At 70.6% G+C, this 21,171-nt stretch carries 20 protein-coding genes and 1 pseudogene; 7 read left to right on the top strand and 14 right to left on the bottom strand.

Going from position 1 to position 21,171, the window contains the following annotated elements:
• Positions 1-89 precede the first annotated feature (89 nt).
• Complete coding sequence (gene dnaJ / locus JL100_RS29365; protein ID WP_202680904.1) at positions 90-1,235, top strand: molecular chaperone DnaJ; 1,146 nt, start codon at positions 90-92, stop codon at positions 1,233-1,235.
• A 310-nt stretch (positions 1,236-1,545) separates the two neighbouring features.
• Here dnaJ and JL100_RS36710 read toward each other — a convergent pair.
• From JL100_RS36710 to znuC, 4 genes and pseudogenes are all read right to left on the bottom strand, one after another.
• Positions 1,546-1,761, bottom strand: a pseudogene (locus JL100_RS36710) (hypothetical protein); the annotation flags it as partial.
• Positions 1,762-1,887: 126 nt separating this feature from the next.
• Positions 1,888-2,025 (bottom strand): hypothetical protein, encoded by a 138-nt coding sequence (locus tag JL100_RS29360; protein WP_202680903.1) that lies wholly within the window; start codon positions 2,023-2,025, stop codon positions 1,888-1,890.
• A 49-nt stretch (positions 2,026-2,074) separates the two neighbouring features.
• The gene (gene znuB / locus JL100_RS29355; protein WP_202680902.1) at positions 2,075-2,866 is read right to left on the bottom strand and encodes a zinc ABC transporter permease subunit ZnuB; all 792 of its coding nucleotides are present in this window, start codon (positions 2,864-2,866) and stop codon (positions 2,075-2,077) included.
• Entirely contained in the window at positions 2,859-3,689 is an 831-nt protein-coding gene (gene znuC / locus JL100_RS29350; RefSeq protein WP_202680901.1) for a zinc ABC transporter ATP-binding protein ZnuC, read from the bottom strand. Before znuC ends, znuB begins: the two co-directional genes overlap by 8 nt.
• A gap of 127 nt (positions 3,690-3,816) precedes the next feature.
• Here znuC and JL100_RS29345 point away from each other — a divergent pair, with 127 nt between their 5' ends.
• Together JL100_RS29345 and JL100_RS29340 are read left to right on the top strand one after the other, a co-directional pair.
• Positions 3,817-4,857 carry a zinc ABC transporter substrate-binding protein gene (locus JL100_RS29345; RefSeq protein WP_202680900.1) on the top strand — a complete coding sequence of 347 codons (1,041 nt, stop codon included), beginning with the start codon at positions 3,817-3,819 and terminating at the stop codon, positions 4,855-4,857.
• A 192-nt stretch (positions 4,858-5,049) separates the two neighbouring features.
• Positions 5,050-6,510 carry a sensor histidine kinase gene (locus JL100_RS29340; protein WP_202680899.1) on the top strand — a complete coding sequence of 487 codons (1,461 nt, stop codon included), beginning with the start codon at positions 5,050-5,052 and terminating at the stop codon, positions 6,508-6,510.
• On the opposite strand, the gene purH is transcribed toward JL100_RS29340, so the two are convergent.
• The 8 genes from purH to hemC all read right to left on the bottom strand — a co-directional run bounded on the left by purH (position 6,482) and on the right by hemC (position 17,292).
• A complete protein-coding gene (gene purH, locus JL100_RS29335) occupies positions 6,482-8,065 on the bottom strand; it encodes a bifunctional phosphoribosylaminoimidazolecarboxamide formyltransferase/IMP cyclohydrolase (RefSeq protein WP_202680898.1) in 1,584 nt (527 codons plus the stop codon). The genes JL100_RS29340 and purH overlap by 29 nt on opposite strands.
• Before the next feature lie 65 nt (positions 8,066-8,130).
• On the bottom strand, positions 8,131-9,783 hold the full coding sequence (locus JL100_RS29330) for a heparinase II/III family protein (protein WP_202680897.1): 1,653 nt from the start codon (positions 9,781-9,783) through the stop codon (positions 8,131-8,133).
• 6 nt (positions 9,784-9,789) lie between these two features.
• Complete coding sequence (gene rpe / locus JL100_RS29325) at positions 9,790-10,452, bottom strand: ribulose-phosphate 3-epimerase (protein WP_202680896.1); 663 nt, start codon at positions 10,450-10,452, stop codon at positions 9,790-9,792.
• Between the two features lie 125 nt (positions 10,453-10,577).
• On the bottom strand, positions 10,578-11,870 hold the full coding sequence (locus JL100_RS29320; protein ID WP_202680895.1) for an RsmB/NOP family class I SAM-dependent RNA methyltransferase: 1,293 nt from the start codon (positions 11,868-11,870) through the stop codon (positions 10,578-10,580).
• Positions 11,871-12,243: 373 nt separating this feature from the next.
• The gene (locus JL100_RS29315; protein ID WP_202680894.1) at positions 12,244-13,713 is read right to left on the bottom strand and encodes a heme biosynthesis protein HemY; all 1,470 of its coding nucleotides are present in this window, start codon (positions 13,711-13,713) and stop codon (positions 12,244-12,246) included.
• On the bottom strand, positions 13,713-15,425 hold the full coding sequence (locus JL100_RS29310) for a mitofilin family membrane protein (protein ID WP_202680893.1): 1,713 nt from the start codon (positions 15,423-15,425) through the stop codon (positions 13,713-13,715). The genes JL100_RS29315 and JL100_RS29310 overlap by 1 nt, the downstream gene beginning before the upstream one ends.
• A 156-nt stretch (positions 15,426-15,581) precedes the next feature.
• Entirely contained in the window at positions 15,582-16,340 is a 759-nt protein-coding gene (locus JL100_RS29305; protein ID WP_202680892.1) for a uroporphyrinogen-III synthase, read from the bottom strand.
• A gap of 7 nt (positions 16,341-16,347) precedes the next feature.
• Positions 16,348-17,292 carry a hydroxymethylbilane synthase gene (gene hemC, locus JL100_RS29300; protein WP_202680891.1) on the bottom strand — a complete coding sequence of 315 codons (945 nt, stop codon included), beginning with the start codon at positions 17,290-17,292 and terminating at the stop codon, positions 16,348-16,350.
• 201 nt (positions 17,293-17,493) lie between these two features.
• Here hemC and JL100_RS29295 point away from each other — a divergent pair, with 201 nt between their 5' ends.
• Together JL100_RS29295 and tsaD are read left to right on the top strand one after the other, a co-directional pair.
• Positions 17,494-17,844 (top strand): hypothetical protein, encoded by a 351-nt coding sequence (locus JL100_RS29295; RefSeq protein ID WP_202680890.1) that lies wholly within the window; start codon positions 17,494-17,496, stop codon positions 17,842-17,844.
• Between the two features lie 21 nt (positions 17,845-17,865).
• Positions 17,866-18,936 carry a tRNA (adenosine(37)-N6)-threonylcarbamoyltransferase complex transferase subunit TsaD gene (gene tsaD, locus JL100_RS29290; protein WP_202680889.1) on the top strand — a complete coding sequence of 357 codons (1,071 nt, stop codon included), beginning with the start codon at positions 17,866-17,868 and terminating at the stop codon, positions 18,934-18,936.
• A gap of 28 nt (positions 18,937-18,964) precedes the next feature.
• Here tsaD and JL100_RS29285 read toward each other — a convergent pair whose 3' ends face one another.
• Complete coding sequence (locus JL100_RS29285) at positions 18,965-19,276, bottom strand: hypothetical protein (protein ID WP_202680888.1); 312 nt, start codon at positions 19,274-19,276, stop codon at positions 18,965-18,967.
• 12 nt (positions 19,277-19,288) lie between these two features.
• Complete coding sequence (locus tag JL100_RS29280; protein WP_202680887.1) at positions 19,289-19,555, bottom strand: hypothetical protein; 267 nt, start codon at positions 19,553-19,555, stop codon at positions 19,289-19,291.
• A 190-nt stretch (positions 19,556-19,745) separates the two neighbouring features.
• Between JL100_RS29280 and JL100_RS29275 the strand changes: the two genes are divergently transcribed.
• Together JL100_RS29275 and JL100_RS29270 are read left to right on the top strand one after the other, a co-directional pair.
• Positions 19,746-20,762, top strand: coding sequence for an NAD(P)H-dependent glycerol-3-phosphate dehydrogenase (locus JL100_RS29275; RefSeq protein WP_202680886.1), 1,017 nt, complete (start codon positions 19,746-19,748; stop codon positions 20,760-20,762).
• Positions 20,763-20,837: 75 nt separating this feature from the next.
• Positions 20,838-21,128, top strand: a complete 291-nt coding sequence (locus tag JL100_RS29270; protein WP_202680885.1) for a YciI family protein — start codon at positions 20,838-20,840, stop codon at positions 21,126-21,128.
• The last annotated feature ends 43 nt before the right edge of the window (positions 21,129-21,171 follow it).

Raw genomic sequence — 21,171 nt, 5'->3', positions numbered from 1 at the left:
TCCGGCTGGAAGGTCCTGCATGCAGGGCCGGCCAGCCGGAGCGGTTTTATGGTTAATCGAACGGTTCAGAGGCAGGGGCTGGCGGCCTGATGGCGAAGCAGGACTATTACGAACTTCTCGGCCTGACCAAGGGTGCCTCGGCGGAGGAGATCAAGAAGGCCTATCGCAAGATGGCCATGCAGTATCACCCCGACCGGAACCCTGGCGACGCCGAGGCGGAAGCCAAGTTCAAGGATTGCAGCGAAGCGTACGAGGTCCTCAAGGACGAGCAGAAGCGGGCCGCCTATGACCGCTTCGGCCATGCCGCCTTCGAGGGCGGCGGCCCGGGCGGCGGCGGACGCGGCGCCGGGGGCTTCGACTTCAATTTCGGGGGCGGCGGTTTCGCGGACATCTTCGACGAGATGTTCGGCGACTTCATGGGCGGCCGGCGCGCCGGCGGCCAGACCGGCCGGGGCGCGGACCTGCGCTACAACCTGGAGATCTCGCTGGAGGAGGCCTACAGCGGCAGCCAGGCCACCGTGCGGGTGCCGACCTCCGTGGTCTGCGAAGGCTGCTCGGGCAGCGGGGCGGAGGCCGGGACCCAGCCGATCTCGTGCCCGACCTGCGGCGGCCTGGGCAAGGTGCGGGCCCAGCAGGGTTTCTTCACGATCGAGCGGACCTGCCCGTCCTGCCACGGCGCCGGCCGGGTCATCAAGGACCCGTGCAAGAGCTGCGGCGGCAGCGGCAGGACCCGGAAGGAGAAGAACCTCCAGGTCAACATCCCCGCGGGCGTCGAGGACGGAACCCGCATCCGGCTGGCCGGCGAGGGCGAGGCGGGATTGCGCGGGGCGCCGACCGGCGACCTCTACATCTTCCTGGCGATAGCGCCCCACCGGTTCTTCCAGCGCGACGGCGCCAACATCCACTGCCGGGTGCCGATCCCGATGACGACGGCCGCGCTCGGCGGCACGGTCGAGGTTCCCAGCATCGACGGCAGCCGGGCCAAGGTCAACGTGCCGGCCGGCACCCAGTCGGGCCACCAGTTCCGCCTGAAGGGCAAGGGCATGTCGGTCCTGCGCAGCACCCAGCGCGGCGACATGTATATCCAGGCCGTGGTCGAGACCCCGGTCAACCTGAACAAGAAGCAGCAGGAACTGCTGCGCGAGTTCGAGAAGGCCGGCAAGGAAGGCACCAGCCCCGAAAGCGAAGGCTTCTTCGCCAAGGTGAAGGAGTTCTGGGAGGACCTGAAGGACTGAAGGAACCGGCGGTGAGCCGGTCGGCGCAGGACCGACCGGCGCCGCCCGTCACGCGAGCCGGAAACGGCCGACAAGGTCGTTGATTGATCTCCAGGCACTTCTCTTCCATCCGGTGCGCCGCGGCGGTGCTTTCCTCGACCAGGGCCAAGTTGCGGTGGGTCGTGGCGTCCATGGTGAAGATGGCGCTCCCGATCTCGCGGACCGTGGTCGCCTGCTCGGCGCTGGCCGCCGCGAGGATCGTCTCTGTTCCCTCGGTCGCGGCGGCGAACCAGGCTCCGGCGGTCATCGGGTAGGGTTCGCCGCGCGCGCTGGCGTCCAGGGCGGCGCCATAGCCGCGCCCGATCGCCTCGACGGCCGCGGCGATCGCCGCATCATGGGCATCGCGCTGCTGGGCGATCAGCCGCCAGGCGCTGTCGACCTCGCCCCGCGCCCGCGCGACGGCTTCAATCTCGCCGGGGAGCAAAGGCTTGCCGCCCGCGATCACGCCGGCCAGGAGCCCGCGTTCACGGCCGGCGAACTCGCTCATCTGCCAAAGCGCCGCCTTGATCTGGAAGGCCCACCGCACCGAAGCGGGCAAACCGGGGGGCAGGTTCCGTTCCGCCCGAAGGCGCGCCTCCTGGCTCCGCAGGATCAAGGCGCTGATGGCGGGGACTCAGTCCCGCCGGAGATCGGCCGGCGCCGGTTCCGACAAGGTGTCGACCCGGCCCCGCAATCCGCCGACGATTCCCGCGGCGCGGGACAATCCGGCGTCCAGGCGGCAATGCACGTTCCCGGTGTCTTGGATGAACACGGAAAATTCGCGGTTCCTGCCGGAATCGGCGGCGGCGGGCCTGTCCGGATCACGCCGCGCGAGGCATCGGCGCCATCAAGCTCAGAGCGAACATCAGCGCCGCGGCGGTGACCACGGCGGGGCCGCTCGGCAGGTCCCAGAACAGCGAGCCCATCAGGCCGCCGATCACGGCGGCCATGCCGATCCCGGACGCCACGACAGCCATCTGCTCCGGCGAGCGGGAGAACCGCCGGGCCGTCGCGGCCGGCACGATCAGCAGCGACGTGATCAGCAGGATGCCGACGATCTTCATGGCGATCGCGATCACCGCCGCGATCAGCAGCATGAAGACCAGGCGGATCGCCAGCACCGGCATCCCCTCGACCCGCGCCAGGTCCTCGTCCACCGTGATGGCGAGCAGCCGCCGCCAGATCAGCGCCAGCCCGGCCAGCGCCACCGCGCCGCCGCCGTAGATCCACAGGATGTCGGCGGCGGTGACCGACAGGATGTCTCCGAACAGGTAGGCCAGCAGGTCGATCCGCATGGTCTCCATGAAGGCTATGGCGACCAGGCCCAGCGACAGCGTGGAGTGGGAGACGATGCCGAGCAGCGTGTCGCTGGCGAGCTGGCGCTGCTCCTGGAGCACCACCAGCAGCGTGGCGATGGCGACGCAGACCGCGATCACGCCGGCCGTCATTCCGATCCCCAGCAGATAGCCCAGGGCGATCCCCAGCAGGGCGGAATGGGCCAGCGTGTCGCCGAAATAGGCCATCCGGCGCCACACGACGAAGGATCCCAGCGGGCCGGCGACCAGTGCTATGCCGCAACCGCCCAGCAGGGCCCGGATCATGAAATCATCCATGGCCGTGATGCCTCCTGGCTTCCGGAAGAGGACGGGCCGCATCCTGGCCGGCTTCCTGGCCAACTCCCTGGGCCGACGGCAGGGCGACCACGGCGCCCGCGCAGTCGTGGTGATGGTCGTGGCTGTGCTGGTAGACCGCCAGCGCCTCGGCATGGCGGCCGAACATCGCCAGGTATTCCGGGTGCCGGCTGACATCCTCCGGATGGCCGGAGCAGCACACATGGCGGTTGATGCAGAGCACCGTGTCGGTCCGGGCCATCACCAGATGCAGGTCGTGGGAGACCAGCAGTACGCCGCAGCCGCGGCTCCGGCGGATCTCGGCGATCAGGTTGAACAGCTCGATCTGGCCGTGGACGTCGACCGCCTGCACCGGTTCGTCCAGGACCAGGATATCCGGCCGGCGCAGCAGCGCCCGCGCCAGGAGCACGCGCTGGAGCTCGCCGCCCGACAGGGTCTGGACCGCGCCGTCGATCACGTGGGACGCCCCCACCTCGCCCAGGACCCGCACCATCTCGGCCAGGTCGACCCGCTGCCACAGGGTCAGGAAGCGGCGCACGGTCAGCGGCAGGGTGCGCTCGACCTGGAGCCGCTGGGGCATGTAGCCGATGGTCAGTCCCGGCCGGCGCCGGATCGATCCGGCGGACGGCTTGACCAAGCCGAGCACCGACTTGACCAGGGTCGTCTTGCCGGCGCCGTTGGGTCCGATCAGCGTGACGATCTCGCCCTCGCCGACTCTCAGGTCGATCCCCTCCAGCACGGTGCGGCTGCCGTAGGTGACCGTCAGCCCGCGGGTTTCGACCAGAGGCTCTCTGTTGGATGACATGAAGGCTGCGCCCCGATTCCCTCGCCGGTCAGCCGGCTCTTGACAAGGTAATGTTATAACAGAACAGTAAGGGCCTCACGAGTATGCAAATGCGCAACCCTGCCCCGGCCGGAGGTCACACCCCATCATGAACGCCCGTCGCGCGACAACGTCACTCCTGGCCCTGGCCGGAGCGATATTTTCCACGGCCGCTTTCCCGCCCGCAGCCCTGGCGGCGGAGCCCGTCGGCGTGGTGACCTCGATCAAGCCTGTACATTCCCTGGTCGCGGGCGTGATGCAGGGCGTCGCCGAGCCCACGCTGCTGGTCAAGGGCGCGGCGTCCCCGCACTCCTTCAGCCTGCGCCCCAGCGATGCCCGCGCGCTCAACCAGGCCGACCTGGTGTTCTGGGTCGGCGAGGACATGGAGACGTTCCTGGCCAAGCCCATCGAGTCCCTGGGCGGCAAGGCCAACGTGACCGCCCTGATGGAAGCCCCCGGCGTCACCCTGCTGCCGACCCGCGAAGGCGGCGCCTGGGAGCCGCACGAGGCGTCCGACCACGGCCACGGGGACGGCCAAGGGGACGGCCACCACGAGGACCATGACGACCACGCCGAAGGCGGGCACGGACACGCGGATGAACACGGGCACGGCGACGAACACGGGCACGGCACGCGGGACGCCCATGTCTGGCTCGACGTGGCGAACGCCCGCGCGATGGTTGCCGTCATCGCGCGGGAACTGTCCGAGCATGACTCCGCCAATGCCGCCCGCTATCAGGCCAACGCCGAGGCCATGACGGAACGGCTGGCCGAGCTCGACGCGGAACTCGGCGCCCTGCTGGCGCCGGTCAAGGACCTGCCGTTCGTGGTCTTCCACGACGCCTACCATTATTTCGAGGACCGCTACGGGCTGAACGCCGTCGGCGCCATCACGGTCAGCCCGGAACAGCGGCCGAGCGCCCGGCGGCTCAGCGAGATCCGGGCCAGGATCGCTGAGCTCGATGCCGCCTGCGTGTTCGCCGAACCCCAATTCGAGCCGACCCTGGTCGCGACCGTGGTGGAGGGCACCGGGGCCGGCAAGGGCGTGCTCGACCCGCTCGGGGCCGGGCTGCCCGACGGTCCGGACCTTTATTTCCAGCTGATGCGCGACATGGCCGCCTCGCTGGCGTCCTGCCTGAAGGCCGGCTGACGGCTTTCCGGCCGCAGGCCGGCATCAAGGTCCGTCTCCGGCTTCTCCCAGTCGAATCAGGGAATTTTAGCAAGTTTCCGATATAAGGAAGGTCCATGCGCCCAGGTCGTCTTCCATGAACCCCGGGGATGGCTTCCTGTAACGGTCCTGCGGAAGGCGCAACGCGGGATCACCGAACTGGGTGAATGCGCGGTGCACACGTCATTGAAGGCCGAAGCGAGGCATCTGGACCGGCTCGTCTCGCTGGTGGCCGCCACGCTCGCGGCCGTCCTGCTGATCGGCATCCCGGCGGTCGACTTCAGCCTGAACCTGCGCGAGACCCGGGAGCACACGGACATGGAGGCAAGGCGCCTCGCGTGGGACGTGGCGGGCTTCGCCGCCCGGCACGGAGCCGGCTGGGATTCCCCGGCCCGCCCGCTCGGCGACCTGCTGGCCACCGTACGCGGCTTCGACCGTGCCGAGGACGAGGTGGAGCTGTATCGCGTCCTGGACGGGGACGGGCGTACCGTCGCGGAGCATGGCGACATGCCTCCGGCGCCGACCCTCGCGCATGAGGCTCCGATCATCCTCGACGGGCGGACGATCGGGACCGTCCAGGTGTTCCAGAGCCTCGAACCCGCGATGGAGAGTTTCCTGATCGCCACGCTGGTGGCTGCCGCCGTCGCGGCCGCGAGCTACATGACGGCCCGGCTGCTGCCCGCGAGGATACTGCACAAGACCTTTTCCAGGCTGGAGACCGCGGAGATGAGCCTTGCCGCGCGGGTGCAGCAGCTGGAGACGACCCGGGCCGAACTGGAGGCGACGTCGGACGACCTGCGCGAGGCGCTGGAAGCGGCCGCCACGGCAAGCCAGGCGAAATCGCAGTTCCTGGCCAACATGAGCCACGAACTGCGGACGCCGCTCAACGCGATCCTCGGTTTCTCCGACGTCATGAGGTCGGAGACCTTCGGCCCGCTCGGCGACCGCAGGTATCGGGATTACGCGACGGACATCCACCGGAGCGGGGACCACCTGCTCCGCCTGATCAACGATATCCTGGATCTGGCCAAGATGGATGCCGACGGCCTGGAAATCCATGAGGAGGCCATGGATCCGGCCCGGGTCTGCCAGGAAGCCTGGAGCATGGTGCGCCCGCTGGCGGAGGCGTCGATGGTGGCGCTGGAGAACTGCCCGTGCGGGCCCCTGCCCCTGGTGCGCGCCGATCCCCTGCGGTTGCGCCAGGTGTTGCTCAACCTGTTGTCGAACGCAATCAAGTTCACCCCGGCGGGCGGCTCCGTCCGGCTGTCCATCGACATCGTGCCCGGGCGGGGGCTGCGCCTGTCCGTGGCGGACACCGGGATCGGCATGACCGCCGAGGAGATCCCGAAGGCGCTTCAGCGCTTCCGGCAGATCGACAGCCGGCTGGCGCGCAAGTACGAAGGCACCGGTCTGGGACTTCCCTTGGCCAAGCGGATCATGGAACTGCACGGAGGTTCCCTGGAGCTGAAGAGCGTTCCGGGATCGGGAACCACCGCCGAGGCGGTGCTGCCGGCCGACAGGCTTCTCCCGGACTCTTGCCGGAGCGGGCAACGGGAATCGGCGCCGCCCGGCCGGAATCTCGACCGATGCACGGCGCCTTCGACGCTCAATGCCGGAAGTGGCGCATCCCGGTGAAGACCATCGCGAGGCCGCGCTCGTCGGCGGCCGCGATCACCTCGCCGTCGCGCATCGAGCCGCCGGGCTGGATGATCGCCGTGGCGCCGGCGTCCGCCGCCGCCAGAAGGCCGTCCGCGAAAGGGAAGAAGGCGTCGGACGCGACCACGGAACCGATCGTCCCGGCCTCCGCCCGGCCCGCCGCCCGGGCCGCGTCGGCAGACTTCCACGCCGCGATGCGCGAGCTGTCCACCCGGCTCATCTGGCCGGCGCCGATGCCCACCGTGGCGCCGGCCTTGGCATAGACGATGGCGTTCGACTTGACGTGCTTGGCGACGCGGAAGGCGAACAGCAGGTCGGCCAACTCCCGCTCGTCGGGCGAACGCTTGGTCACCACCTTCAGGTCGGGCAGGCCGATCCGGCCGCTGTCGCGGTTCTGGAACAGGAAGCCGCCGGATACCGTCCGCACCGTCATGCCCGGCGCCGCCGGATCGGGCATGGCGCCGGTCAGCAGGACCCGCAGGTTCTTCTTGGCGGCCAGGAACGCCCGGGCCTCCTCGTCGGCGTCGGGGGCGATCACCACCTCGGCGAACAGCTTGGCGATCTGCTCGGCCGTGGCCGCGTCCAGGGTGCGGTTGACCGCGATGATGCCGCCGAAGGCGCTGACCGGGTCGCATTCCAGCGCGCGGGCGTAGGCGTCGGGCAGGTTGTCGCCCTCGGCGACGCCGCACGGGTTGGCGTGCTTGATGATGGCGACGGCGGGGCGATCGAACTCGGCCACCAGCTCGAACGCGGCGTCCGTGTCGTTCAGGTTGTTGTAGCTCAGCTCCTTGCCCTGGAGCTGGGTCGCCGTCGCGATGCCCGGCCGGCCGTCGGCCCCGACATAGAACGCCGCCTGCTGGTGCGGGTTCTCGCCGTAGCGGAGCGTCTGGCGCAGGCTGCCGGCGACCGTGACCCGGGCCGGGAAGGTCTCGCCGTTCCGGCCGGCGAACCACTGGCTGATGGCGGAGTCGTAGGCCGCCGTGCGGGCGTAGGCGCCGGCCGCCAGGCGCCGCCGGAGCGCCAGCGTCGTGGCGCCGTCGTTTGCCTCCAGCTCGGCCAGGACGGCGTCGTAGTCGGCGGCGTCGGTCACCACGGCGACGAAGCCGTGGTTCTTGGCGGCGCTCCGGATCATCGCCGGGCCGCCGATGTCGATGTTCTCCACGCAGTCCTCGAAGGCGGCGCCGCGCGCGACCGTCGCCTCGAACGGATAGAGGTTGACCACCACCAGGTCGATCGGCGGGATGCCATGGGCCTCCATGGCGGCCAGGTGGCTGTCCAGGTCGCGGCGCGCCAGGATGCCGCCATGGATTTTCGGATGCAGCGTCTTGACCCTGCCGTCCATCATCTCGGGGAAGCCGGTATGGTCGCCGACCTCGGTGACCGGCACGCCCGCGTCGCGGAGCTGCTGGGCCGACCCGCCGGTGGACAGGATCTCGACGCCGCGCGCCGCCAGGGCCTGGCCGAACGGCACCAGGCCGGTCTTGTCGGAAACGGAGATGAGGGCGCGGGTGACGCGGACGAGATCGGCGGTCATGGCGGCGGTATCCTGCGAAATTCCAGCCCCGTCGGGCGGGGCTGCGGTTGGGGTCCGGTGACGGGTCAGGCCTGCTTCTTCTCGCGGCGCAGCGCCCATTTGATCACGGTGCGATCGGACACGGTGTCGCCGGTCACGACGACCTGGCTGGTCGGCCTCGGCTCGTCGCCGTCGCCGAACCCGCCGCCGAAATAGATGCTTTCGGAAACGGCGAAGGTCCCGCCGGTCGCCCTCAGGCGCCACGACGAGCCACCCGGCAGCCGCAGCAGGGCGGAGCCGCCGTTGGGCGACACGGTGGCGTCCACGCCGGGATGAAGGTGGAAGCGGAGCGCGAAGGGGTGGCCGGCGGGTCCTTCCAGCGTGTCCTCTCCGCGCAGGTCGTCGCCGTTGTCCGCCAGGTAGAGCCGCCGCCGGTGCAGCAGCCCGAAGGCGCGCACATAGCCGTCGTGGGTCGCCTCGACCAGGGTGGCGCCGTCGCTCTCGATGCGCTCGCAGGTGATCCGGTTGGGCCGGCGGCCCAGGCCGCCCCCCTCGAACACCTCGGCCGAATTGGTCTCAGCCACCGCCAGCGTGGAATGGGCGGCGGTCGCCGCCAGCGCGCCGCGCCAGGGGCCGAAACGGCTAGGATGCGATCCGCAATTGACGATCAGCCGCTCCCGCCCGATGGTCATCTCGAAGCTGAGAGTGCCGGCGTGGGCGTCGTCGTCCAGGCCCGGCGGCGGCGCCTTGCCGGTGTCCATCAGCACCGTGGTGCGTCCGGCCAGCATCCGCTCGAACCCGCAATGGGGAGCGCTCTTCAGCGGGCGGCCGCGCGCGTCGGACTGGGCCAGCACCGTGTCTGTCATCGCCGGGTCGGCTTCCCGCCCGCCGTTGAACAGGGCCAGCCCGCCGTCGCCGTGGCGGAAGAAGCGGAGCGCCGGGGTCATGCGGTCGATCGCGTGCTGGAGCATCTCCGGCACCTCCTGCCGCGCCGCGCGCAGGACGGCGCGCAGGTCGATCAGGGTGCGCAGCACCAGCATGTGGCGCTCGGGGTTGCGTTCCACATGGCCGCCGTCCGGCAGCACCTGGAGCGGCAGCTCGCGTTCCAGCAGCCGCAGGGCATAGGCCACGTGCTTCTCACAGCCGGGCAGGCACAGCCCGCCATAGACTAGGCCCTTGACCGCGGTCAGCAATGCCGCGCCCTGGAGCGGGCCGGGGGTGACGCGGGCCAGGTGGCGGGTCTGCCGCGCCAGGCTTTCGAACACCCGGCCGCGGAACGCGTCGTCCGCGCTCTGGCAGTAGAAATCGTGCTGTCCGATCCAGTTGGCGATGCGCGCACCCAGCACGTCGGGCGCCCACGACGCCTGGTTCCAGCCGTGGTTCTGGTCGAGCCAGCCGGAAATCAGCAGGCGCGCCTGCCGGCGCGGCGCGTCGCCGCCGACGGCGCGCAGGTCGCGCAGCCAGTCGAACGCGTTCATCCGGGCGACCCAGGTCGCGCTGAAGCCCAAGGCCGGCACCCAGACCGGCTCGTCCGCCTGCATCACCTCGCCCGCGAAGGGGAAGACCCCGTCCATCACCGCGGCACCGATATCCGCGTCGCCCGGCCAGGGATCGTTGGGGACGGTCGCCAGCCCGCTGACCGGACGGCCGCCAAGGGTCAGGCCGTACAGCGGATTGCCGAAGGCGAACGCCCGCGCGCCCTGCTTCAGCCAGCCCAAGGTGTCGCGCTGGCCAGTCATCCCGCCTCAGGCACCCCGCAGCCGCCGGATATTGTCGGCATAGGCGCCCTGCCCGCCGGAGAACGTGGCCGTCCCGGCGACCAGAACATCGGCGCCGGCCTCGATCGCGGCGCCCGCCGTCTCGAAATTGATGCCGCCGTCGACCTCCAGGTCGATCGGCCGGCCGCTGGCGTCGATCCGGCGGCGCAGTTCCCGGATCTTGTCCAGCTGGGACCGGATGAAGCTCTGCCCGCCGAAACCGGGATTGACGCTCATCACCAGGATCAGGTCCAGGTCGTCCAGCAGATAGTCCACCGCCTCGACCGGGGTCGCGGGGTTGAGCGACAGGCCGGCCTTCTTGCCCAGCGACTTGATCAGCTGGATCGTCCGGTGGGTGTGGGCACCGGCCTCGGGATGGACCGTGATGATGTCGGCACCGGCCTTGGCGAAATCGGCGATGAACAGGTCGACCGGCGAGATCATCAGGTGGACGTCGAACACCTTGGCGGAATGGGGCCGCAGGGCCGACACGACCGCAGGGCCGATGGTGATGTTGGGCACGAAATGCCCGTCCATCACGTCGATATGGATATAGTCGGCGCCGGCGGCATCGACGGCGCGCACCTCCTCACCCAGGCGGGCGAAGTCGGCCGACAGGATTGAGGGAGCGATCCGGGTCGATTGTTGCATGGCGAAGCCGTCCTACGAAACCGAAGCTGTCCTACCAAGTCGGGCGGGGTGTGCGCAAGATCACACATGGTCCCCGCCGACGCAGGTTTGAATTGCGCAAATCGACCGTCACCGAGATCGGCATATCATTTGGTACGGACGAGCCGGGCGATGAAGAAACCGTCGATGCCGCCCAGTTCCGCGAGCTGGCCCGGCAGGGTCCTGACTTCGCCGCGCTCGTTGATCAGTTCCGACAGTCCCCCCAGCTCGCCGGGATCGACCGGCAACCGCTCGACCGGCGCGCCGGAAGCCAGCAGGTGGTCGATCCGCTGCTCGCCTTCTTCCGGCTGGAGCGAGCAGGTGCAGTAGACCAGCGTGCCGCCAGGCTTGACCAGGTCCACCGCATGGGCCAGCAGCCGGCGCTGGGCGCCCGCCAGCTTGGTGACGTCCTCCTGGCCCTTCAGCCGCAGGATGTCGGGATGGCGGCGGATGGCGCCGGTGGCGCTGCACGGCGCATCGAGCAGCACGGCATCGGCGGGCTGGTCCGGCTTCCAGGTCGCGGCGTCGGCGGTCAGCGTCTCCGCCCACAGGTTCAGCCGCTCCAGGTTGGCGGAGAGGCGCCGCAGCCGCCGCTCCGACCGGTCCAGCGCCGTCACCTCGGCCCCGGCGGCCGCGAGCTGGGCGGTCTTTCCGCCCGGCGCCGCGCACAGATCGTAGAGGGTCTTGCCCCGGATGTCGCCGAACAGCCTGGCCGGCAATGCCGCCGCGGCGTCCTGGACCCACCACGCGCCTTCGTCGTAGCCGGGCAGGTCGGCGACCTGGCCGCCGGAGGCGCGGCGGATGGTCCCGGTCGGCAGCACTGTGCCCTCCAGGCGTTCAGCCCAGTCGCCGGGCGACGCCTTGGCGGTGAGGTCGAGCGGCGCCTCGATCAGGTTCGCCTCGACGATGCTGCGGGTGCGAGGGGTGCCGTAGGCCGTCCGCCAGGCGAGCCACAGCCAGTCCGGCGTGTTCAGCCGGCCGGCGTCCTGCTTCTTCGCCTGATCGGCGCCCTCGCGGGCGACCCGGCGCAGCACGGCGTTGATCAGGCCCTTGTAATGCTGGAGTCCGCGCTGTTCCGCCGCGGCCACCGAGGTATCGACCGCGGCATGGGGCGGCGTATCGAGGAACACCAGCTGGGCCGTGCCCAGCCGCAGGATATCCAGGACGCCGGCGCGGACCGGATCGGGCTTGGTCAGGGCCGTCGATACCAGGGCGTCGATCTGCCCCAGGCGGCGCAGGACCGTCGCCACCATCAGCCTCACGAAGGCGCGGTCGCGCGGCTCCAGGGCGTCCAGCCCCTCGTGCGCGTCGAACGCGTCGTCGAGCGGGATCTTCTTGCGCAGCACCGACTCGAGCAGGTCGAGGGCGGCGTTGCGGGATGCCAGCGTGCTGTCGGTCATGCCGCGCGGTTTAGCGCGCGGAGGGGTGCTTGTCGAATCGGAAAAGGCCCGGGGCGGACGCTGTCCAGCACGGCACCTGATTATTCGTCAAGAAACGTAGGTCGGGTAGAGCGAAGCGGCACCCGACACCGACGCGCCGGCTGATTTGATCGGCACCAGATAATGGAAAAGCCGCCCGGAGGCGGCCTTTCACGCAAGATGGCGAGGGAGGTGTGATCCGCAACCGGGGCTTTGGACCGCCGGGTAACCACGGCGCTTGCCAAGCACGCGGCCGGACAAGTCGCGAACAACTCCCTACAGGCGACAGATATAAAGCGAAGCCCGCGCCGGCTTCAACATGAAACCCGCCACATCTGTCGCCGAGCCGAGTTCCCTAACTCGCGGCGGGCTGCGGCTGCTGCGCCGTGGTTCCCTGCTGCGTTCCCTGCGGCGGAGAAGCGGCAGGCGTCTCCTCCGGCTGCTGCACCACCGTCGTCGTGGTCGCCGGCTGGGGCGGAGCGGGGGGCTCGGAGGGCTTCGCGGGCGGCAGGCGGTGGGGTTCGGCGATCTGGATGGCGACGCTGGGGAGCTTCCATTCCATGCTGTCGAACGCGCCGCACTGGCCGCAGAGGCTGCGCCAGGACTTGGACAGGGTGCCGCATTCCTTGCAGACCCAGATCGGGTCCGGCTCGGCGTTGGCGGCCTTGGCCAGCCAGTCGCGGGCGGCGGCGATGTCGCCGTGCTCCGCCTCGGCCAGTTCGGCCAGCATGCGGTAGACCCTGTCGCTCGGGCGCTCGGCCAGCGCCTTGCTCAGGTGGTTGCGGGCCTCGCCCCACAGCTTGGCGGCCATGGCGGCGCGGGCCAGGGCCACGTGCCCCTCCAGGTCGTTGGGCACCATCGACTGGAGCCGCTCGAACCGCTTGACCTGGGCCAGCGGGTCGCTGTCCGGGCTGATGTCGCGGTAGGCGTCGGCCAGTTCGGGGTGCGGCCGGGTGCTCCAGGCCTTCTCGATCACCTTGCCGGCCTTGCGGTGCTTGCCGGTGCGGGCCAGCAGGCGGGCCAGCCGCGAGGCGGCCGGCGGGAACGCGGGTTCCAGCTTGGCGGCGGCCTGGGCGTGGCGCAAGGCGTCGTCGTGATGGCCTTCCAGCTCGGCCTCGTAGCTGCGTTCCAGCAGCAGGGCGGCGCGGTGGTGCCGGCCGGCCTCCGCCGGGAAGGCGCCCGACTTCATGCCGTCGAGCAGGGTCTGCTCGGCGCGGCCCCACTGGGCGGCCCGGGTCTCCAGGTCGAACAGGGTGGTCAGCACCCACGGCGTCTGCGGCTGGAGCGACTTGGCGCGGCGGGCGAGTTGCAGCGCCTCGGTCCGGTTGCCGTCGCGGATCGCCTGGGTCAGCAGGCCGCGCACGCCGAGGAACGCCGTCTCCGGCCGTTCCAGCATGGTCTGGAAATAGCGTTCCGCCGCCTTTTCGTCGCCGTTCAGCTGCGCGGCCTGGGCCGACAGCAGCATGGTCAGCGGCGGGTCGCGCAGCATGGTGTCGGCCTCGCGGGCATAGCGGCGCGCACCGGCGGCGTCGCCGGCCGCCACCGCGACCATGCCGCGGGTCAGCGCCCGGTAGCCGCGCTCGCGCTTGCGCGCCCGGCTGCGGCGGCCGAAGGCCCCCGGCGCGCCGCGGATGCCCCGATACAGCCGGTAGGCCAGGGCCACGATCGCGATGACCGCCACCGTCACCAGCAGCAGCATGGCGAACGACGTGTTGATGACGTAGCCCTGCCAGTCGATCGTGACCGCGCCGGGATTTTCGACGAGATAGATGGCGATCGCGACGACGATCGCCAGCTTGATCAGGAACCAGATGGCGCGGGTCATTATTGGTTGCCTCCGGCGGAGCCCGCCAGGCGGGCGATGGCCTGGCCGGTCAGCAGCGCGCCGGCCTCGTTGGCGGCGAGGCGCGCCTTGGCATCCTGGATCCAGGGCTGGGCGACCGTCGCGGGCTCGCCGGTCAGGGTTTCGAGCTCCTTGACGGCCTCGTCCAGGCGGCCCGACTTCAGGTGCCGCTCCGCCCGGGCGGTGACCGCGTCGGCACCGCTGCCCTGGATCTCGCCGGCGGTCCGCCGGACGCTGACCAGGGAGGAGGCGGTGGAAAGCGCCTTGTCCCACCACTCGCCGCTGGCGCCGCTGGCCAGCACGCCGGCGCGGACGATCTCGCCCGCCACGTCGGAGAACCGCTGGTTCAGCTGCGCCTCGGTCGGGATGCCGTCGGCGGCATGCGGCTCGATCGCGTCCAGCGCCTGGACCACCTTCGGGTCCTCCAGGTTGACCGCGCGGACCGCCGACAGTTCGGACGAGAAGGGCCGCGAGCTCTGGAGCGTCGCGCGGAGCTGGCCGGCGGCGAGCACCAGGGCCTGCGCCTTGCTTTCCTGGGCTTGGCGGAGGGTCAGCGTCTCGGCCACCTGGGTGGCGCGGTTGGCGGTGCTGTTGATCTCCTGGGCGAGGCGGTTGGCCTCCTGCTCCAGCCCGGCGACGCTGTCGCGCAGCCGCGCGATGGCCTGGCTTTGCTGCTGGTCGAGCGTGCCGACGCGGCTTTCAAGCTGCTGAACCCGGTCGCGGACCTGGGAGAGTGCCTGGAGTTGCTGTTCCAGCGGGGCGACGCGGGCGTCCAGCGCCTGGCGATCGACGCCCGGCTGCGGCTGCGGGCGCTGCTCCAGCGCGCCGATCCGGCCGGCGAGCTGCTGGACGCGGTCCTGCACGATCGATTCGACCTGGGCCTGGTCGAGACCGGCTGGAGCGGCCTGTTCCGTCTGCGCCGCCTGCTGCGGCTGCGCCTGGGACATTTCCGTGAGGCGCTGCTCGAGCTGGGCGATCCGGTCGTTCAGCGGCGCGGTGTCGGAGCCGCGCGACGCCAACTCCTGAACCCGCTGTTCCAGCGCGGAGATCTGCTGGGAAGCGCCGGTGTCGGTGCCGGTGCGGGGCGGCCAGATCTGCGGGATCACCTGCGGTCCCCACTGGGGTGCCGTGACGGCGGCGCCGGTGCCGGCCAGCGCCAGCAGGATGGCGAAGGTCGCGAGGCCCTTGCCGCCGCCGGAGGACCGGGCGGGCTCGGACGTGCGGACCGGATCTGAATCGTGGTGGGTCGGCTCGGCCATGGTCCTGGTCGCCGTTTCTGTTTCGGGCTCGGTCGAGGTGGCCGCGGGCCGCTCGTAGCTGCGCGGACTGGTCCAGGGCGTAGCCGTGGAAGTCTCGGTCGCCGGCGTGTCGGCGGCGGGCTCCGGCGCGACGGTGCCGGTCGGCGTCGTCTCGTCCGTCGTGCGGTCCTCGGCCGAGCGGTCCTCGGCGGCGCGCTCGTCGGCCGGGGCGGCCGCGTCGAGCTCCGCCTGGTCCAGCGTCACGTTGTGGCGGCCGGCGGCGGCGAGCAGGTCGGGATGGCGCGCACTGGGGATCGCTCCGCGCTTCTTCCATCCCTGGACCGTCGTGACCGGCATGCCCAGCTTGTGGGCCATGGGGCGGATGCCGCCGAACTTCTCGATGATGCGCTCGGCTGCGGAGCCGGTCGGGTTGGTGCCGTCGGACGGATCCGGCACGGTCGGGTCGTTATCCGATTGATCGGGGGGACGGGGACTCATGAGCGGCCTTCTCGTATTCCCTGGGGGCGTTTATCGTTGGCGGTTATCGTCTGACTGTTCTTGCACTTGTTCCGGTCCGGGGCTTGGTTCCGGTCCGGATTTCGGCCGGCGTGTTCAATCCGGCGGGGAAAGGCTTCCGGCGGGTGGGAGGAGATCAAGCAGAGCCGCCTGATCCGGCCGGCGTGCGATGAGGATGTCGCGCCACCCCACCGTACGCACCGCCGTACCGACCGCTTCGCTCAGGCAGAAAGCCAGGATTTCTCCCAGACGATCGGCCAGCCCCGCCTTGTGAACAACCTTAACAAAGCTTTGCGCCGTCCGGGGAGAGAAAAACAGGACTGCGTCGATTGTACCGGCGTACAGCGCTTCCACGGTCCCGGGCAGCAGCCCGGTCACCGGCTCGGCCGCGTACAGCACCTGGCGCTCCACCGTGAAGCCGGCCCGGCCGAGATCCCCGGCAAGGTCGCCCGCGACGGCGCTGCCGGCGGCATGGTACAGACGTCCGGCCGCGGGATCGAGTCGGTCGGCCACCAGCCGGGCGAGGCTTTCGACATCGCCCCGGGCGCTTTCGACCCGGGCGAAGCCTGCCTCTCGGGCGCATCGGGCGGTGGCGTCCCCGACCGCCAGCGCCGGCAGGTCGCGCCTGGCCGTACGCGCTGCGGTTGCTCGTACGCCGTTGGCGCTCGTGAACAGGAGGGCCTGTACGCCGTCCAGCTCCAGCGGCGGGCCGGACAGGTTCCGGATTTCGAGCAGGGGCTGGACCACAGGCTCGAAGCCGCGCCCGCGCAGTTCCGCGGCGAGCGCCTCGGAATCCTCGCGCGGGCGCGTGATCAGGATGCGCCGGAGTCCGGTGCCGGCGGGCTGCGCGGTCACGGTCCGCTCACGGCACGAAGAAGCCCGGCGGCATCAGGCTCTTCAGCTCCTCGCCGGCATCGCGCCCCAGGGCCACGGCATCGGCCGCGGTTCCCCGCCGCGCCGTGCCGAGCATCTGCTTGCCGGCGGGATCGGCCACCAGCGCGTCGAGGGTCAGGGTGCCGGCCTCGTCGAGATTGGCCAGCGCCGCGATCGGCGTCCGGCAGGAGCCGTCGAGCGCCGCCAGCAGCGCCCGCTCCGCCGAGACCCGGACCATGGTGGCCTCGCAGTTGAGCGGGGCCAGCAGGGCGTTGGTCATGTCGTCGTCGGCCCGGGTCTCGATCCCGATGGCGCCCTGGGCCACGGCGGGCAGCATGACGTCGGGCTCGATCACCGAGGTGATCCGGTCGGTCATGTCGAGCCGCTTCAGGCCGGCGAGCGCCAGCAGGGTGGCGTCGACCTCGCCGTCGGCCAGCTTGCGCAGCCGCGTCTCCACGTTGCCCCGGATCGGCACCACCTTCAGGTCGGGCCGCCGCGCCAGCACCTGGGCCTGCCGGCGCAGGCTCGCGGTGCCGACCACGGCGCCTTCCGGCAGGTCGTCGAGATGGGCGGCGACATTGGAGAAGAAGGCGTCGCGCGGGTCCTCGCGCGGGAGGAGGCAGCGGATCTCCAGCCCGTCGGGCAGCCAGGTCGGCACGTCCTTCATGGAATGGACCGCCAGGTCGATCGACCCGGCGACCAGCGCCTCCTCGATCTCCTTGGTGAAGAGGCCCTTTCCGCCCGCCTCCATCAGGGTGCGGTCCTGGATGCGGTCGCCGGTGGTCCGGATCACCACGATCTCGATCGCGTCGGGAGCCGCCAGCGCGGCATGGGCCGCGGCCAGGCGGGCGCGGGTCTGGTGGGCCTGCGCCAGCGCCAGGGGGCTGCCGCGCGTGCCGATACGGACGGGGCCGGTTCGCACAGGGATGCTCATGATTTTTCTTTAGGACGTTACGGGCCGCTGCGGAAGTCCCCACATGGGCCGGGACGGCGCAAGTGGAAAGTCCGTTGGTATAGGGGCTTTTACGCTGTATGTCTCGCTGTCCCGTCGCTGCGGTGCGGTGGAATGGATTTGCCGCGATGCGGCGGGATCAACCTGCCGCCATGCGGCGGGGGACCGGTGGAGAGAAAGCGGATGATCACGGAACGCAGGCAGGTGATATTCTCGAACGACGCGGTCCGCGAGGCGGTGCGGCTGTTCGCGGCCCTGCATCCGGACAAGATGCCGCACGGGCAGGTGCGGCGGGTCTGGACGGTGACCGAGCCGGAGCTTCAGCTGTTCGTCCAGATCGAGCAGATCGGCGCCCGCAAGCTTCACGAGATGCGGTTCGGCCAGGGCGAGATCGCCGCCTTCCTGATCCTGTTCTGCCGGAAGAACAAGATCCCGCTGCCCCGGTCGTCCGAGAAATTCCTCGAACTCGAGAACGGCTCCCTGTCGCTGGTCATTACCAAGCAGATCCTGACCGAAACCCTGACCCGAACCTGATCGCACCGGATCGATAGTTCAATGATAGTCTTAGGCATCGAAACCAGCTGCGACGAGACGGCCGCTGCCGTCGTCACCGACCGGCGCGAGATCCTGGGCGACGTCGTGCTGTCGCAGCTCTCCGACCACCGCCCCTATGGCGGCGTCGTTCCCGAGATCGCCGCCCGCGCCCACCTGGACCACCTGGACGGCCTGATCCGCCGCGCCATGGACGAGGCGGGCATCGGCTTCGACCGGCTCGACGGGGTCGCCGCGACCGGGGGGCCGGGGCTGATCGGCGGCGTGATCGTCGGCGTGATGACCGCCAAGGCGATCGCCGCCGTGCGCGGCCTGCCCTTCGTCGCGGTCAACCACCTGGAAGGCCACGCCCTGACGGCGCGGCTGACCGACCCCGCGCCGGAAGGCCTGGCCTTCCCGTACCTGCTGCTGCTGGTGTCGGGCGGCCATTGCCAGATCCTGGCGGTCGAGGGGGTCGGGCGCTACCGGCGGCTCGGCACCACGATCGACGACGCGGTCGGCGAGGCGTTCGACAAGGCGGCCAAGCTGATGGGCCTGGGCTATCCCGGCGGGCCGCTGCTGGAGCGCGCGGCCGAGGGCGGCGATCCCGCCCGGTTCGAGCTGCCGCGCCCGATGAAGGGGCGCCCGGGCTGCGACTTCTCCTTCTCCGGACTGAAGACGGCGGTGCGCAACCGTCTGGACGAGCTGCCGGCCGGCCCGCTGGATCCGGCCGACGTCCGCGACCTCGCCGCCGGGTTCCAGGCCGCCGTCGGCGACGTTATGGTCGACCGCTGCGCCCGGGCCATGGCCCGGTTCCGCGCCGAGCATCCGGACGGCGACACGCTGGTGGTGGCGGGCGGCGTCGCCGCCAACAAGTACCTGCGCGCCCGGCTGACCGCCCTGGCGGAGAAGCAGGGCTTCCGTTTCCAGGCGCCGCCGATGCGGTTGTGCACCGACAACGCCGTGATGATCGCGTGGGCCGGGCTGGAACGGCTCAGGCTCGGCCAATCCGACGGCCTCGACTTCGCACCCCGCCCCCGCTGGCCGCTCGACCCGGCCGCCCGGAAGCCGGAGGGCAAGGGCGCCAAGGCGTGAAGGGGAAGTTCATCCCGGGCTTGGGCGGTCAATCGCCGGGAGAATGCGTCGTGATCGAGACTACCTCGACAGCCATCATGTTTCCCCGGTGCGGCTTCCCGTCGCCCAGGACGATCCGCCGCGAGGCCGCGACCAACGTGCAGCGATAGACGACCACGATCGCCTCCCTGCCCAGTCCGGTTCGGCGGCTGACGACGAAGTACGGCGTGTCGGCGCGGTGGGCGACCCGGTCAGGCCGGTCGGGATGGCTGACTACGTGGGATATGATCGAGAAAAGGCACTCCGACTGATGCCGGGCAAGGTTTTGCAAAGGTGGAAGCGACAGGCTGGTCGGGATCATTCCTGTTTCGGCTCACGCGGGCTCGACACCGTCGCGATCCCTGTCGGCAAGGCGAACCATCGTGGGATAAAGCAGGGAAAAGGGTGACGACAGCCTTTCAAGGTCGCCGGAGGCAATGGCCTCGGCTTTCGCCGCGTCGAGCCTGGTGAAAAGATCCTGGATCGCGTCGTCGATGGCACGTTCCTGTACCGGGTCGCCGGTCCCCCCCGAGTCGGGTGCAGGTGAAACCGCCTGGGCATCGTGGCCCGACGCGGGAGTGGCCCGTTTCAGGAGTGCCATGACCATACCGACCGCGAACTGTTGACCGGGAGCGAACCCGGATAGAACTATCCGAAATCGCGCGGAAGCGCCAGCGCCCTTCCATCGCGTGACGCCGGGGCGAACCGGACCCGGCGATCCGCGCAACCCGGTTGCCATCCCCGCGCCGCTCCCGTAATGACTGCGCCGTCCGCCACCAGGGAAATCCGTCATGACCGCTGCCGATGTCCAGCCCTTCGCCCGAGTCGGCGTGATCGGCGCCGGTGCGTGGGGCACCGCGATCGCGCTGGCGGCGCTCCGGGCGGGACGCGACTCCGTCCTGTGGGCGCGCGAGCCGGAGGTCGTGGAGGCGATGCGCCAGCGGCGCGAGAACGCCCGCTACCTGCCTGGAATCCCGCTCGACCCCGCGCTCGGCCTGACCGGCGACCTGGCGGAGGCCGCGGCGGCCGACGTGCTGATGCTGGTGACCCCGGCGCAGCACCTGCGCGCCGCCTGCGCCCGGCTGGCCCCGATCGCGGCGGCCGGCACGCCGGTCGTGTTGTGCGCCAAGGGGATCGAGCTCGCGACCGGCTGCCTGATGAGCGAGGCCGCCGAGGCGGAACTGCCCGGTCGCCCGGTCGCGGTGCTCTCGGGCCCGACCTTCGCCGCCGAGGTGGCGCGCGGCCAGCCCACCGCGGTCACGCTGGCGATCGGCGACCAGGCCCTGGGCGCGCGCCTGGTCGAGACGCTGGGCAGCCGCAGCTTCCGGCCGTACCTGTCGGACGACGTGACCGGGGCCCAGATCGGCGGCGCCGTCAAGAACGTGCTGGCCATCGCCTGCGGCATCATCGAAGGAAAGCGGCTGGGCGACAACGCGCGCGCCGCGCTGATCACCCGCGGACTGGCCGAGATCACGCGCCTGGCCCTGGCGCTGGGCGCCCGGCCGGAGACGCTGACCGGCCTGTCCGGCCTGGGCGACCTGACGCTGACCTGCACCAGCCACCAGTCGCGCAACATGTCGCTGGGCGCGGCGCTGGGCCAGGGACGGCCGCTGGCCGACATCCTGGGGGAACGCCATTCCGTCGCGGAGGGTGTCCACACCGCCGCGGCCGTCGGAGCGCTCGCCGCGCGCAAGGGGGTGGACATGCCGATCTGCCAGGCGGTCGACGCCATCCTCAACCGCGGCGCCGACATCGACGCGACGATCGCGGCCCTGATGGCTCGGCCGTTTCGCATCGAAGGCCGGTAGGGTAAGACTGGTCACCCGCGACAGCGGGCAGGCAGCACCAAACATGGGCAGCACCAAACAAGGGGAGGCATAGCAATGCATTTCATCATCACCTGCACCGACAGGCAGGGCAGCGGCGACGTCCGCGCGGCCAACCGAACCGCCCACCTGGCCTATCTGGAAAGCTTCGGCGACAAGATCTTCGCCGCCGGCCCGACGCTGACCGACGACGGCAGCGCCATGACCGGCAGCGTGCTGATCGTCGAGTTCGACGACCGCGCCGGCGCCGAGCGCTTCTCCGCCGACGACCCCTATGCCAAGGCCGGTCTGTTCGAGAGCGTAACGATCCTGCCGTGGCGCAAGGTCCTGCCGAAGTCGCCCGCCTGATACCCGACCGCAACCCAGGACAGACAGACAAGACCCCGAGGCG

The organism is Skermanella mucosa, from assembly GCF_016765655.2.
Classification (GTDB): Bacteria; Pseudomonadota; Alphaproteobacteria; order Azospirillales; family Azospirillaceae; genus Skermanella; species Skermanella mucosa.
Note: the sequence above shows the minus strand (reverse complement) of the source record. Positions and strands in the feature narration are given on the sequence as shown.

What these genes read in the sequence shown, in the direction of transcription:
- dnaJ (WP_202680904.1), top strand. Translation starts at nt 90, where the DNA reads ATGGCGAAGCAGGACTATTACGAACTTCTCGGCCTGACCAAGGGTGCC.
- znuB (WP_202680902.1), bottom strand. Translation starts at nt 2,866, where the DNA reads ATGGATGATTTCATGATCCGGGCCCTGCTGGGCGGTTGCGGCATAGCA.
- znuC (WP_202680901.1), bottom strand. Translation starts at nt 3,689, where the DNA reads ATGTCATCCAACAGAGAGCCTCTGGTCGAAACCCGCGGGCTGACGGTC.
- JL100_RS29345 (WP_202680900.1), top strand. Translation starts at nt 3,817, where the DNA reads ATGAACGCCCGTCGCGCGACAACGTCACTCCTGGCCCTGGCCGGAGCG.
- purH (WP_202680898.1), bottom strand. Translation starts at nt 8,065, where the DNA reads ATGACCGCCGATCTCGTCCGCGTCACCCGCGCCCTCATCTCCGTTTCC.
- JL100_RS29330 (WP_202680897.1), bottom strand. Translation starts at nt 9,783, where the DNA reads ATGACTGGCCAGCGCGACACCTTGGGCTGGCTGAAGCAGGGCGCGCGG.
- rpe (WP_202680896.1), bottom strand. Translation starts at nt 10,452, where the DNA reads ATGCAACAATCGACCCGGATCGCTCCCTCAATCCTGTCGGCCGACTTC.
- JL100_RS29320 (WP_202680895.1), bottom strand. Translation starts at nt 11,870, where the DNA reads ATGACCGACAGCACGCTGGCATCCCGCAACGCCGCCCTCGACCTGCTC.
- JL100_RS29315 (WP_202680894.1), bottom strand. Translation starts at nt 13,713, where the DNA reads ATGACCCGCGCCATCTGGTTCCTGATCAAGCTGGCGATCGTCGTCGCG.
- hemC (WP_202680891.1), bottom strand. Translation starts at nt 17,292, where the DNA reads ATGAGCATCCCTGTGCGAACCGGCCCCGTCCGTATCGGCACGCGCGGC.
- JL100_RS29295 (WP_202680890.1), top strand. Translation starts at nt 17,494, where the DNA reads ATGATCACGGAACGCAGGCAGGTGATATTCTCGAACGACGCGGTCCGC.
- tsaD (WP_202680889.1), top strand. Translation starts at nt 17,866, where the DNA reads ATGATAGTCTTAGGCATCGAAACCAGCTGCGACGAGACGGCCGCTGCC.
- JL100_RS29285 (WP_202680888.1), bottom strand. Translation starts at nt 19,276, where the DNA reads ATGATCCCGACCAGCCTGTCGCTTCCACCTTTGCAAAACCTTGCCCGG.
- JL100_RS29280 (WP_202680887.1), bottom strand. Translation starts at nt 19,555, where the DNA reads ATGGCACTCCTGAAACGGGCCACTCCCGCGTCGGGCCACGATGCCCAG.
- JL100_RS29275 (WP_202680886.1), top strand. Translation starts at nt 19,746, where the DNA reads ATGACCGCTGCCGATGTCCAGCCCTTCGCCCGAGTCGGCGTGATCGGC.
- JL100_RS29270 (WP_202680885.1), top strand. Translation starts at nt 20,838, where the DNA reads ATGCATTTCATCATCACCTGCACCGACAGGCAGGGCAGCGGCGACGTC.